This is a genomic window from Psychrobacillus sp. Z16_25, from assembly GCF_056856695.1.
This window is the reverse complement of record NZ_JBXEOV010000007.1, coordinates 66,884-80,070: the sequence shown is the minus strand read 5'-3', so window position 1 is coordinate 80,070 and position 13,187 is coordinate 66,884. Positions and strand designations below refer to the sequence as shown.

15 protein-coding genes and 1 pseudogene are annotated in these 13,187 nt (G+C 38.3%); 13 read left to right on the top strand and 3 right to left on the bottom strand.

Going from position 1 to position 13,187, the window contains the following annotated elements:
• Positions 1–5: 5 nt before the first annotated feature.
• The 9 genes from aroE to AC1VU3_RS09420 all read left to right on the top strand — a co-directional run bounded on the left by aroE (position 6) and on the right by AC1VU3_RS09420 (position 6,929).
• The gene (aroE, locus tag AC1VU3_RS09460; protein ID WP_480387556.1) at positions 6–833 is read left to right on the top strand and encodes a shikimate dehydrogenase; all 828 of its coding nucleotides are present in this window, start codon (positions 6–8) and stop codon (positions 831–833) included.
• Complete coding sequence (gene yhbY, locus AC1VU3_RS09455; RefSeq protein ID WP_480387557.1) at positions 820–1,122, top strand: ribosome assembly RNA-binding protein YhbY; 303 nt, start codon at positions 820–822, stop codon at positions 1,120–1,122. Before aroE ends, yhbY begins: the two co-directional genes overlap by 14 nt.
• Positions 1,119–1,691 carry a nicotinate-nucleotide adenylyltransferase gene (locus AC1VU3_RS09450; RefSeq protein ID WP_480387558.1) on the top strand — a complete coding sequence of 191 codons (573 nt, stop codon included), beginning with the start codon at positions 1,119–1,121 and terminating at the stop codon, positions 1,689–1,691. The genes yhbY and AC1VU3_RS09450 overlap by 4 nt, the downstream gene beginning before the upstream one ends.
• Positions 1,681–2,247 carry a bis(5'-nucleosyl)-tetraphosphatase (symmetrical) YqeK gene (gene yqeK, locus AC1VU3_RS09445; protein ID WP_480387559.1) on the top strand — a complete coding sequence of 189 codons (567 nt, stop codon included), beginning with the start codon at positions 1,681–1,683 and terminating at the stop codon, positions 2,245–2,247. Before AC1VU3_RS09450 ends, yqeK begins: the two co-directional genes overlap by 11 nt.
• Positions 2,248–2,251: 4 nt before the next feature.
• Positions 2,252–2,602 (top strand): ribosome silencing factor, encoded by a 351-nt coding sequence (rsfS, locus tag AC1VU3_RS09440; RefSeq protein ID WP_480387560.1) that lies wholly within the window; start codon positions 2,252–2,254, stop codon positions 2,600–2,602.
• Positions 2,602–3,336, top strand: coding sequence for a class I SAM-dependent DNA methyltransferase (locus AC1VU3_RS09435; protein WP_480387561.1), 735 nt, complete (start codon positions 2,602–2,604; stop codon positions 3,334–3,336). Before rsfS ends, AC1VU3_RS09435 begins: the two co-directional genes overlap by 1 nt.
• Positions 3,337–3,406: 70 nt before the next feature.
• A complete protein-coding gene (locus tag AC1VU3_RS09430) occupies positions 3,407–4,018 on the top strand; it encodes a helix-hairpin-helix domain-containing protein (RefSeq protein ID WP_480387562.1) in 612 nt (203 codons plus the stop codon).
• Positions 4,019–4,083: 65 nt separating this feature from the next.
• Entirely contained in the window at positions 4,084–4,647 is a 564-nt protein-coding gene (locus AC1VU3_RS09425) for a ComE operon protein 2 (protein WP_480387563.1), read from the top strand.
• 122 nt (positions 4,648–4,769) lie between these two features.
• Positions 4,770–6,929: a DNA internalization-related competence protein ComEC/Rec2 gene (locus AC1VU3_RS09420; protein ID WP_482983352.1), complete on the top strand. Its 2,160-nt coding sequence runs from the start codon at positions 4,770–4,772 to the stop codon at positions 6,927–6,929.
• A 210-nt stretch (positions 6,930–7,139) separates the two neighbouring features.
• Here the strand turns inward: AC1VU3_RS09420 and AC1VU3_RS09415 are convergent, their stop codons facing one another.
• Positions 7,140–7,274 (bottom strand): YqzM family protein, encoded by a 135-nt coding sequence (locus tag AC1VU3_RS09415; protein ID WP_480387565.1) that lies wholly within the window; start codon positions 7,272–7,274, stop codon positions 7,140–7,142.
• 153 nt (positions 7,275–7,427) lie between these two features.
• On the opposite strand from AC1VU3_RS09415, the gene holA reads away from it, so the two are divergent.
• Positions 7,428–8,432 carry a DNA polymerase III subunit delta gene (gene holA / locus AC1VU3_RS09410; protein ID WP_480387566.1) on the top strand — a complete coding sequence of 335 codons (1,005 nt, stop codon included), beginning with the start codon at positions 7,428–7,430 and terminating at the stop codon, positions 8,430–8,432.
• Between the two features lie 80 nt (positions 8,433–8,512).
• Here the strand turns inward: holA and rpsT are convergent, their stop codons facing one another.
• Complete coding sequence (gene rpsT / locus AC1VU3_RS09405; protein WP_480387567.1) at positions 8,513–8,761, bottom strand: 30S ribosomal protein S20; 249 nt, start codon at positions 8,759–8,761, stop codon at positions 8,513–8,515.
• A 157-nt stretch (positions 8,762–8,918) separates the two neighbouring features.
• Here rpsT and gpr point away from each other — a divergent pair, with 157 nt between their 5' ends.
• A complete protein-coding gene (gene gpr, locus AC1VU3_RS09400) occupies positions 8,919–9,932 on the top strand; it encodes a GPR endopeptidase (RefSeq protein ID WP_480387568.1) in 1,014 nt (337 codons plus the stop codon).
• 51 nt (positions 9,933–9,983) lie between these two features.
• Positions 9,984–10,805 carry a stage II sporulation protein P gene (gene spoIIP / locus AC1VU3_RS09395; protein WP_480387569.1) on the top strand — a complete coding sequence of 274 codons (822 nt, stop codon included), beginning with the start codon at positions 9,984–9,986 and terminating at the stop codon, positions 10,803–10,805.
• Positions 10,806–10,913: 108 nt separating this feature from the next.
• Here spoIIP and AC1VU3_RS09390 read toward each other — a convergent pair.
• A pseudogene (locus tag AC1VU3_RS09390) lies at positions 10,914–11,027 on the bottom strand (YjcZ family sporulation protein); the annotation flags it as partial.
• A gap of 316 nt (positions 11,028–11,343) precedes the next feature.
• On the opposite strand from AC1VU3_RS09390, the gene lepA reads away from it, so the two are divergent.
• Positions 11,344–13,173, top strand: a complete 1,830-nt coding sequence (lepA, locus tag AC1VU3_RS09385) for a translation elongation factor 4 (RefSeq protein WP_482983351.1) — start codon at positions 11,344–11,346, stop codon at positions 13,171–13,173.
• The last annotated feature ends 14 nt before the right edge of the window (positions 13,174–13,187 follow it).

Genomic DNA, 13,187 nt, shown 5'->3' with positions numbered 1-13,187 from the left:
TCCATATGAAAAAATGGTTTGCAGTAATAGGCAACCCAATTAGCCACTCGCTGTCTCCTTTTATGCATGATACTTGGCTAAAGGAACAAAATATAGAGGCAAGCTATATTCCCATTCTGGTGGAAGAAAACAAGCTGTCTGAAGCAGTTCAAGCACTAAAATTATTAGGCTGCAGCGGTTGGAATGTGACAGTGCCATACAAGGAAGCAATTATTCCTTTTTTAGATGGAATAGACGAGTCGGCTCAAAATATCGGTGCAGTAAATACAGTTGTGAGAACAGAGCAGGGGAAGTATATAGGTTATAATACAGATGGTCTTGGCTTTCTCCATTCTATAGGATCTGTTCCCATAACTAGCAACATTCTATTAGTAGGGGCGGGCGGAGCAGCCAGAGGCATTGCCTATGCATTTAAGCAATCTGGTTATCGTTCTATCACTATTGCCAATAGAACATTAACGAATGCAGAAAGACTAGTACAGGAGCTTGGGGTAGGAAAAGCTGTTTCCTTGCAGGATGCAGAGAATCAGGTAGCGCAGTATGACTTAATCGTACAGACCACCTCTGTAGGTTTGGAAAAAGGACAACAGCTCCCTATTCAACTAAAGGGAGTCAAACAAGATGCAATTGTAGCGGATATTGTATATAATCCATTGGTTACTCCGTTTTTAGAGGAAGCAGCAAAATATCAAGCACGAACACTTAATGGTCTTGGAATGTTGGTCCATCAGGGGGCATTAGCCTTTTCTTATTGGAATGGCGTGCTGCCGGATGTTGATTCAATGATTGAAAGACTTACAGGTTTTTTAGGAGGAAATTATGTTAACAGGTAAACAAAAACGTTTTTTACGCAGTGAGGCTCACCATTTGTCACCAATTTTTCAGGTTGGTAAGGGTGGTATTAATGATGCAATGATTAAGCAAATAGGGGAAGCTTTAGAGGTCCGTGAATTAATAAAGGTGAGTATTTTACAAAACTGTGAAGAAGATAAACACGAAGTGGCAGAAACGTTGGCTAAGGGTGCAGATGCGGAGCTAGTTCAACTAATCGGTTTAACAGTTGTATTGTACAAGCCATCTAAAAATAACAAACGAATCGAGCTGCCAAAAGCAGGGCGATGAAAAAACGAGTGGGTATACTAGGTGGCACCTTTAATCCCCCCCATATAGGACATCTAATCATTGCGAATGAAGTTTACCATGCCTTAGGTTTAGAGGAAATCAGATTCATGCCGAATGCTATCCCTCCCCATAAAAAGCAGGACTTCCGGGTAACGGGCAAGCAAAGAGTTACCATGCTTGAGCTAGCGATTGGTAATTGTTCTTTTATGAAAGTGGAAGATATGGAACTAACAAAAGGCGGTACTTCTTATACATTCGACACAATAGAGCTGTTAAGGCAAAGAGAGCCCGACAGCGAGTTCTTTTTCATCATTGGAGGGGATCAGGTAGAGTACCTGCCTAACTGGTACCGTATTGATGAGCTTGTACAAATTGTTCAGCTGATTGGTGTTGCAAGACCGCATACAAGCTTGCAAACAGCATATCCTATCAAGATAGTAGAAATTCCTCAAATAGATGTTTCCTCTACCGAAATACGTCGTCGTTTTGAAAACGGAAACACGACTAAGTATCTGGTTCCAGATGCCGTAAGGGAGTACATTGAAAGGGAGAAGCTATATGAAATATGAACAGCTGCTGGAAGAAATGAAGGAACGCATGCCGGAGAAACGTTGGATTCATACGAAGGGTGTTACGTTAACAGCGATAAAACTAGCCCAAAAGTATGGAGTTGATCAGGAGAAGGCGGAGATAGCTGGAATTTTACATGATTGTGTAAAGTATGCGGAAAAAGAATGGTTAAAGGAAAAAATCATTACAGAGGGCATGGATCCTTTATTATTAGAGTTCCATCATGAGCTTTGGCATGCCCCGGTTGGCAGCTATGTTGCGGAGCATGAATATGATATAAAGGACCAGGACACCCTAAATGCTATTAAATATCACACGACAGGACGAGTAGGTATGTCGGATCTTGAAAAGATTATCTATATAGCGGATATGATTGAACCAAACCGACAGTATCCCGGGGTAGAAGTTCTTCGGGAAATAGCAGAAAAAGATTTAAACGACGCCATGCTTCAATGTGTTCAACACAGTATTGCGTTTCTGATAAATAAAAAACAATCGATATATCCAGATTCATTTCATTGTTATAATGATTTGGTAAGAAGAGAGGAAAAGTGAAAGAATGGATTCAAAAAAACTAGTGGAAATCGCTTATAAAGCCGCAGACGATAAAAGAGCAGAGGATATAGTAGTACTTAACATGCAAGGGGTGTCATTACTTGCAGACTATTTTCTTATCTGCCATGCAAATTCTGATCGTCAAGTTCAAGCGATTGCAAAAGAACTCTCTGAACAAGCGTTACTTGCTGGTTACAACGTGAAACGCTTAGAGGGCTTTGACGAAGCAAGATGGGTTCTAGTGGATATGGGAGATGTCGTTGCACATGTTTTCCATAAAGATGAGCGTGCGTATTATAACCTGGAAAGATTATGGGGAGATGCACCAATGATTCAAGTTGGGCAGGATGCATAATGTCTTCCTACCATCAATTCGCCTATATTTATGATTCCTTAATGAAGGATATTCCATATTCTAAATATGCAGAATGGGTAGCGGCCAATGCGCCTGCTGAAAAGGGTGCCAAGCTATTAGATGTGGGCTGTGGTACCGGTGTATTAAGTATGGAATTTGCTAAAATGGGTTATGAGGTCATCGGAGTGGATTTGTCAGAAGATATGCTTGCGGTGGCTCAGTCCAGATGTATAGAAAACAAGGTAGATATTACTTTCTTATGTCAATCTATGTCCAGACTAAATGGTCTAGGAGAAATAGATATTGCGGTAATTGCAATTGATTCCTTGAACTACCTGGAGGATTTGAAAGAGGTAAAAGAAACCTTTCAAGGAATATATGAATCACTAAACGAACATGGACATCTATTTTTTGATGTGCATTCCTTATATAAAATGGACGTCATCTATCCAGATGGCCCTTTTACTTATGAGGATGAGGATGTAGCCTATATATGGCATACGGAGCCAGGAGAGGAACAGCACTCTATCTATCATGACATCACCTTCTTTGTAAAAGGCCACTCAGGATACTATGAGAGATTTGAAGAATCACATTATCAAAGAACATTTCCTTTAGAAGAGTATAAGGAACTTCTAAAGGAAGTTGGTTTTCGTTCTATCTCTATAAGTGATTCAGTTTTTGAAGATTCCCATGAAGATGTACAACGTTATTTTTTCCACGCAATAAAATAATTCTTTTCAACAAGAGGTAAATTTGGTATATTTTGTATAACTCCATATAATTTACCTCTTTTGAAAGAGGATGATCCCCTTAAATAAACAATTCTTTCAACGTTATAAGAAACTCCTTTTCCCATTGGCTATCCTTCCGATTATCGTCCTATTATTTTTTTGGAAGAATACAGAAGCAGAACGTACACCTCTTACTAGTCCTATAGAAGTTCCCCCACCAAGTGTCATACAAGATGAACAAAATGTATCAGAAACGGAGAGCACTACTATTTTTGTAGAAATTAAAGGTGCTGTTCACAAACCAGGAGTATATGAGCTTGAAGAAGGCGAAAGAGTTTTAGCTCTTATACAGCTTGCAGGTGGCTATCTTTCCACAGCCAATAGCAGTACCATTAATCATGCTGAGCGTTTGACAGATGAGATGGTTCTTTCTATTCCTCTCATTGGAGAAGAACCAAGCGAAGAAATTGCTCCTCAGGAGAAGGAGCGTCTACTCAATTTAAACAAAGCAGATGCTATTTCCTTGACGTCTCTTCCAGGGATAGGGCCATCTAAAGCAGAAGCGATTTTGCAATATAGAGAGGAAAATGGTCCCTTTAAAGATGTAAAAGACCTCATGAATGTTCCGGGAATAGGGGAAAAAACCTATGAGCATCTAGAGCAGCTAATTACCGTAAAATAAGCAATATTGAACTTTGTCTTCTAAACTACTAAACTTAGTATAAAGCAAAATTTGGAGGTATTTATATGGAGCGTATAACATGGGACCAGTTTTTTATGGCACAAAGCCATTTATTAGCATTACGAAGTACTTGTGTTCGATTGGCGGTAGGGGCTACTATTGTCCGAGACAAGCGGATTATAGCAGGCGGGTATAATGGCTCTATTTCAGGTGGAGACCATTGTATTGATAACGGCTGCTATGTAGTGGACAACCATTGTGTACGTACGATTCATGCAGAGATGAATGCATTATTGCAATGCGCAAAGTATGGGATTGGTGCTAGTGGAGCTGATCTTTATGTAACGCATTTTCCGTGCCTACCTTGTACAAAATCTATCATTCAAAGTGGAATTGCTCGACTGTATTACGCACAGGATTATAAAAATAATCCCTATGCAGTAGAACTTCTGGAAACTGCTGGAGTAGAAGTATTCCATGTTCCTTTTGATCAAAGAAAAATTGATTTCCTTCAAGAAGACAAGGTTTCCTTATATATGGAGCTAATGGAGAAATTAAGAGAAAAAGGGGCTAGCCCTGAGGAGCTACAACCTTATGAAGAGAAGGTGGCAAGCCTATTCGGACTATAATTTTTAGAGGGACATGGATTTACGGAGCTATTTTTGTTCTATTAGGAACCCTGCTAGCTTATGAATTGAACGAATATTTAATTTTACTGATAGTATTATTACCCTTTCTGCTATATAAAAGGATGCACCTGGTTGTCTTATCTACCTATATCTTTCTTGGATTGCTTACTTTTGGACTTGTCAATGAAAGAATCCACCTCTCTGCAGAAACTGATATAAAAGAACTGACCTGGACAGAAGTTTATAAAATTAACGGCCAGACCATCAGAGGCTTTGCAGTTTCAGAGCATGGACAGAAGTGGTATGTTAAATGGAAGCTGAGAACGGAGGAGGAAAAAGTGTACTTTTCTTCTTATTCTCTGGCGGGCTCTCGTTTTGCTGTAGACGCATATCCTACTATGGAGGCTCCATATGCTCATCAGTATGCTTTTCGGATGGATGACTATATAAAGAGTAATGGAGCTTCTGGTCAGGTTGAGGTCGAGAATTATACATATATCGACAAGAATAATAGCTTTAGAACAATAATGGCCGATCAGCGCTTTCAACTGAAGGAGCACATTGGTAACACCTTTCCAAAGACGCTTCAAGCCGAGGCAGAGGCTCTTTTAATTGGAAGTAGGGAAGAGTTAGACGATGAGCTACAAGTTGCCTATCAAACGCTGGGGATTACTCATTTATTTGCAATCTCCGGTTTACATGTCGGTCTAATAGTGATGCTTTTATATGAAACTCTCTTGCGTGTTGGTGTTAGAAAGGAAGTTGCAAGTGTCCTTTTAATTGTCGCCTTGCCTCTTTATGCATTTATTGCTGGTGGAGCACCCTCTGTATGGAGAGCTGTTTCGGTTTCCTTAATTATACTAATCAGTGGGAGGGTCCGTAAGAAAATCCCGATAGAGGATGCCTTTGCAATAAGTATAATCGGCTTTATCTTTATAACTCCTTGGGTGATTTTCCAAATAGGCTTCCAATTATCTTATTTAGCAGCGTTTTCTTTAATTTTTTCTTCCAAGCTACTTCAACGTCAATCCTCCTATATCATTCAATCTTTCTTTATCACATTCCTTTGCCAGCTGATCGTCTTCCCCTTGTTACTCTTTCATTTTTTTGAAATTTCGATTTCCTCTTTTTTAGCAAATTTATTATTTGTACCTCTATTTTCTTTCATTATTCTTCCGATTAATCTGCTACTACTCTTTATCAGTTTTCTTTCTCCCCTTATTACTAGCATCTTGTTATCTGTTTATGAACCTTTTCGGTTGTTTCTGCAAGATGGGATACTCTTATTAGGAAGTCTGCCCTATCAGATGTGGAATCCTATGATGCCTCCTATTCCGATTGTTATTGCTGCATATATTGGTCTACTCTCTTTTTTGGTTATGTTTGAAGGGAAGAAAAAATGGAAGAGAGCTTTCTGTGTGCTCGTAATACCTATTATCCTTATACAGATTTATCCTTCTCTGGATTCTTCTACGAGAATTACCTTTTTAAATGTTGGGCAAGGTGATTGTATTGTTATCGAGCTGCCTTATCGGAATAAGACGATTATGATTGATACAGGAGGGCTACTTCGCTTTCAAAACGAAGAGGCGTGGAAAAACAGCAAAAACGAATATAAAGTGGGAGAGCAGGTAGTAGTGCCATTTTTGAAAGGAAAAGGAATTCATCAGCTGGATGCTTTGATCCTCACACACGCAGATGCAGACCATATGGAGGGAGCAGATGAAATTTTAGAGGCTATCAAGGTGAAGGAAATTCATATAAGTCCAGGCTCTTTGGAGGAAAAGACAATGGATGAGTTAAGAAAAGTAGCAAACCTTCACCAAGTGCCCATTTTGGAGAAGAGGGCAGGAGATTTTTTTCAGCTAAGTCCTTTCATCTTTACTTATCTATATCCGGAGAACAGCGATTATGAGGGAAATAACGATTCTTTAATCCTATCTATGTACAATAACTATTTTCATGGATTATTTTTAGGGGATTTAGAAAAGGAAGGGGAGCAGCGTTTACTTGAAATGTACGGAACATCCTTAAACGATCTCACATTAATCAAGCTAGGACATCATGGTAGTAAAACTTCGAGTGACCAGCAATTTTTAGAACACACGAAGCCAGATTTAGCAATTATTACAGCGGGCTTTCAAAATAGATATGGTCATCCTCATAAGGAAGTAACAGATAGATTAGATATGTTAAGCATCCCCTATTTTCAGACAGGAGAAGTAGGTGCGATAGAAGTAGAGATAACGAAAGAGGGGAAGGTCACTTATTTCATACATTAAAGCACTCGATATGTAGGCAGGTAAGTATCCGATCTCATGGGAATTTTGATAGGAAAAAAGAGTTGTCCCAGAAGTAAAAAACTCATGGGACAACCCTTTTCTATGACATTAGATATCTGCTATGTGGCATTGATCGTGCGGTGATCGCATTACATTGCCACCATCCTTGTCGTAAAGAGACCATCTCAACAAACTGTCCCTTTCTGGTTATTATCGAGCTAAAAACTCAATAACTACTGCAATTATAAACATAGTTGCAAAAAATCCAAAGGAGACTACAAAACCTACGCCTGAGTCGATAGCGTCATTACGCTTCGACTGTACATTTTGTTCAAACTCATTCATTGCTACCCCTCCTATTTCCACCTAATTATATCGGATAGTACAAGAAAAATCTATATACATTACCTTCTTTTTCATCTAGCTGTCATTTTTTTCGCAAAACTTTCAACTGAAATACGTTATAATATACATATAATAAAAGCAAGGAGCTACGCAATGATCACAGAAAAATGGATGCAAATTGGAAAGGGAGAAATCTCACCGATATACTTATTATTTGGCTCTGAGGGCTATTTTATAGAGGAAACAATCAAAAGGCTTAAAGCTAACTTCTCTAAGGATTCAGAAAGAGAAGTTGTTACCTTTGATTTGGAGGAAACAACCATTGAGGAAGTAATATATGAGGCAGACACATTGCCTTTCTTTTCAGATAGTAAGCTTATTATTGCCAAAAATGCTTTCTTTCTTAAAGCGACAGAAAAAGGGAAGGAAAAGGTAGTACATAATCTTGCAATGCTAGAAGATTGGTTAAAAAATCCGTCTCCTACTGCTGTTACTGTATTTATAGCTCCTTACGAAAAATTGGATGAAAGAAAAAAAATTACGAAATCAATGAAACAGTATTCCAATGTAATAGAAGCTATTAGCCTTCAAGAGCATGACATAAAAAGCTGGATTGTCCAGGAAGCCGGTCGCCACGGAAAAACTATCTCGGATTCAGCAGTGCAAAGCTTGCTAGAGATGGGAGGCACTAACTTGGTCCATCTTCAAAATGAAATAGAGAAGCTAGCTACGTACATTGGAGAAGAGCATGAGATTGATGAGCAGACAGTTAGATTGCTTCTCGTTAGGACGCTAGAAGAGGATGTATTCGCTTTGGGGAATGCCTATTTATCTGGCAATAAAAGTGTGGCAATCGAGATTTATCATGATTTATTAAAAAGAAAAGAGGATCCGCTGAAGTTAAATGCTTTAATCGCCTCGCAAGTACGCTTGATGGCACAAATTAGTCATTTAAAGAAAAAAGGATACCATGCACAACAAATTGCCAACCAGTTAAAGGTGCATCCATATCGTGTGAAGCTTCTAATGGATCATCCTATGCTGCATCATGAACAGAAGCTTTTAAAAGCATTAAATGATATCGCAACGGTGGATTTACAGCTGAAGACATTAAGTGGTAACAGAGAGCGGATTCTAGAATTATTTCTATTAAGCTGAGGAAATGTTGAAGCAAGTGGTCCTTTAAAAAGAATTATAAATAAAGACTGGTCGATAAGATCGACCAGTCTTTTTTCAACTTACGCTTTTTTCATTAATTGAGCTTTTTTACGACTAGCTGCGTTTTTATGAATTAAACCTTTTGAAGCTGCTTTTTCAACTTGTTGAATTGCAACTTTAATAAGTTCTTTTGCGTTTTCATCGTTGTTAAGCACTGCAGTATCAGCTTTTTTCACAGCAGTACGCATAGCTGATTTAGCTTTTGCATTTTGAGCGTTTACGCTTTCCGCTTTCTTAACACGTTTAATAGCAGATTTAATGTTTGGCATACCTTTCACCTCCTAATAAGGTCTGAGATGATACAAGTTTTGTATACAGTTTTATACAACAAGCATTATTTTAACAAACGAAAAACTAAATTGCAATATATAAAGCCAAGAATATTTACTTGACAGTTAGACCAAACTAAATTTGAGGTGAAAATATATGTGGGGACGTACAGATTTATTAGATGAATCAGATGAAATGGTTAAACATCGTACGAAAAAACAAAAGGAAACATTAAAGGATTCTGAGGGTATAAAATTAGAGGAAACTCGTGATGGTGCAGTTCTTATCACATCTATTGAGGTAGATGAGGAAGGAGAAAAGAATATTGGGAAAAAGAAAGGGAAATATATTACCCTTACAGATTTAACCCTTTCTCCGGAGGATGAAAATAGTTTTAAGAATATCGCAAGAATATTTGTGGAAAAGCTGCATGAGCTGCAAAAATCCCTAAAGCTGAAGAAAAACCCAAAAATACTGATCATTGGCTTAGGAAATGCTTCAATAACCCCTGATGCAATTGGTCCGAAGGCTATTGAGTATTTGCAAGGCTCTGACTTAACCAACCAAGAGAACATGAAGGTTGTCATGTATGCCCCTGGTGTTACTGGTCAGACGGGATTTGAAACAAGTGATTTTGTGAAAGCGATTAGTGATGCTTTTCAACCAGACTTGATTGTCGTGATGGATGCTTTGGCTGCGAGAAACAGTGAAAGGCTTTGTAAGACAGTTCAAATTACGGATACAGGGATCCATCCGGGTTCAGGTGTTGGGAATCAAAGAAAAGAGATTTCGAAGGAAGTATATGGGGTTCCGGTAATAGCAATAGGAATACCAATGGTTGTAGACGGACCGGTTCTTTACGCGGATGCGATGGAGCAGGTAATACACCATATTGCTTCTAAGGTGGAAGAATCAAGCAAGCCATCTGCGGCATTGGCAGTTACACCCATGACTTCTAGTAAGAAATCTAATTTGGATAAGAAGGTGCTACAGCCAATTTTTGGAGAATGGGTACACTGGTCAACAGAAGAGAAGCGAAAATTATTTGCAGAAGTTTTTGCTGGAAAGAATCCTTCTTTATTCGTTACTCCCAAAGAAACAGATGCTTGGGTGGAAAACTATGCATATATGCTTTCAAGCAGTTTAAATACTTGGTTAACAGCTAATTAAGTTCTAAAATTCTCGCTCTCCTCATACGATTGTGTGAGGAGGGTGGATACTATGGCTAATTCCGTTAAAAAATTGATCAGTATTTTGTTACTTCTATTTTTGGCTCCTATTGTAATTGCGACACTCCAGACACCGCTTTCTACTGAACAGGTAATAGAAAAAGAGACGGTGAGAGAGAAAAAGAGCGAGGAGATACCTGTAGTCTATGCAGCACAAATTGATGCAAAACCAAAGGTAGAAGCTGTGGCAGAATTTATTCCGCCTAAAAAAGCGTTAGTCTATTTTACGCATTGGCAGGAAGCATTCAAGCCTATACTAGAGGACAAAGGTGAAAAGATTGCTACCTATCATCAAGAAACAAATATATCTGCCTTCGCAGAGCAAATAACTGCACAGTTTGCATTTAACCAGTTGGAAGCAGACTTTGTAGAAATAGATAAGCCATTTAATATTAAAAACTATCATGATATTCGACCTTATGTACAAAAAGCAATAGAAAAGGAACAATATGATTTTGTCATAGATTTTCATAGAGATGCCGCTAAGAGAAATATTACGACATTGCAGGTTGGGGAAGAATCCTATGCAAAGGTTATTTTTGTCATAGGTGAGGAGCATCCTAATTTTAAGTGGAATGCACAGATAGCCAAAGCAGTGTCAGATGAGATGAATAGACTCGTGCCTGGTATATCGAGAGGAACTTTGCCTAAGTATGGCAAGGGGGTAGATGGAGTTTATAATCAAGATCTTTCAAAGAATGCACTGTTAGTAGAGCTTGGAGGTCCCGATAATTCCGAAGTAGAATTAAATAGAACAATTGCAATCCTAGCGAGGGCTTTGTCAAATGTGTTTAATGAAAAGGTAACTTCTTAGGTATACGACCAAAAATAGAGACAAAATACATGCAGAGGTTTTAGCCCTTGATGTATTTTGTCTTTTTTATATCTGTCTAGGGAGAAAATTATATAGCAGTGTTACATACTAATATCCACCCTTATATCCGCTATTTCCTGAAGTGATTACTGCACCTACAATAATTAGCAGTATGAAAAGCACAACAAGTAACGCAAATCCAGAATTGTTGTTCCCATACCCACTACGATTAGAATAGTTTTCTCCGTAGGACCCGCCTTGGTTATTTGACATTATTTAACACCTCCCAAATACTAGATATGATATAGTACGCAAATTATTTATAGTGAAATAGTTAATTAGTTTAGAAATGAGAGAGAAAATATAGATTTATATATGGGATAAATATTTATGGCTGTTTATTTTTGTAAAGTAGCCGGTTGTAATGACTGCTGAGCCAGCCATTCAATGAACTGTAAGGCATCTCTTCTTCTAGCTGTTGTAATATACATTCTCTTCATAGTATAATTCATAATAGTTTAATTAGGAGTGAACATGCATGAACAATGAAGAGAGACTGGCACGACAGAAAAAGATAAGGAACTTTTCTATTATCGCCCATATTGATCATGGGAAGTCTACGCTAGCAGACCGTATATTAGAAAAAACAAAAACGTTAACATCACGAGAAATGAAGGATCAATTACTTGATTCGATGGATTTAGAGAGAGAACGTGGAATCACCATTAAATTAAATGCGGTCCAATTAAAGTATCAGGCAAAGGATGGAGAAGAATATATTTTCCATTTAATCGATACTCCGGGACATGTGGATTTCACCTATGAGGTTTCTCGAAGCCTAGCAGCCTGTGAGGGAGCAATTTTAGTAGTAGATGCTGCTCAAGGGATAGAAGCTCAAACTTTAGCGAATGTTTATTTGGCTTTAGATAATGATCTAGAGATTTTACCAGTTATTAATAAGATTGATTTGCCTGCTGCTGATCCTGAGCGCGTAAAACAGGAAGTAGAGGAAGTTATTGGATTAGATGCTTCTGAAGCAGTGCATGCATCCGCAAAAGCAGGAATTGGAATCGAAGAAATTCTAGAACAGATTGTAGAAAAGGTTCCAGCTCCTACAGGAGATCCTGCAGCTCCACTGAAAGCACTTATTTTTGATTCTCTTTATGATCCATATCGTGGAGTTATTGCTTATATCCGAATTGTAGAAGGAACTGTAAAGCCGGGAGATAAAATTCGTATGATGTCCTCTGGAAAAGAATTTGATGTTGTTGAAACAGGAGTATTTACTCCGAGAACTACTCAACGTGATGAATTAACTGTTGGAGACGTAGGCTTCCTAACTGCTTCTATGAAGGACGTGGGAGATACAAGTGTAGGGGATACCATCACATTAGCGAATAATCCAGCATCAGAGCCATTAGCAGGTTACCGTAAAATGAACCCAATGGTATTCTGCGGACTATATCCAATTGATAACTCTAAATATAATGATTTGCGAGAAGCATTAGAGAAGCTTCAATTGAATGATGCGGCATTAGAGTTTGAACCTGAATCCTCTCAAGCTTTAGGATTTGGATATCGCTGTGGTTTCTTAGGATTATTACATATGGAAATCATTCAAGAGCGTATCGAGCGTGAGTTTAAAATCGATTTAATCACAACAGCGCCAAGCGTAGTGTACAATGTACAGCTAACGAAGGGTGAAAGTGTAAAAGTAGATAACCCATCGATGATGCCAGACATTCAAAAAATCGAAAGTATCGAGGAGCCGTATGTAAAAGCTTCTATCATGGTGCCTGAGGATTACGTTGGATCTGTAATGGAACTGTGCCAACGTAAACGTGGTAACTTTATCACGATGGACTATTTATCCTCTGCCCGTGTAAACATTATTTATGAAATTCCATTATCAGAAATCGTTTATGACTTCTTTGATTCTTTAAAATCAAGCACAAAAGGGTATGCATCCTTTGATTATGAGTTAATTGGCTATAAGGAATCGAAGCTTCAAAAAATGGATATTTTATTAAATGGTGAAAAGGTAGATGCCTTAAGCTTTATCGTCCACAAAGACTTTGCATATGAGCGTGGGAAAGTAATTGTAGAAAAACTTAAGTCTTTAATTCCAAGGCAGCAATTTGAAGTCCCTGTACAAGCGGCAGTTGGACAAAAGATTATTGCACGTTCTACCATTAAGTCAATCGGTAAAAACGTACTTGCAAAATGTTACGGGGGAGATATTTCTCGTAAACGTAAACTTCTGGAGAAACAAAAAGAAGGTAAAAAGCGTATGAAGCAGGTTGGTTCTGTAGAAGTTCCTCAAGAGGCATTTATGGCTGTTCTGAAGATGGACGAGCCAAATAAATAAACGGCATTTCTGAT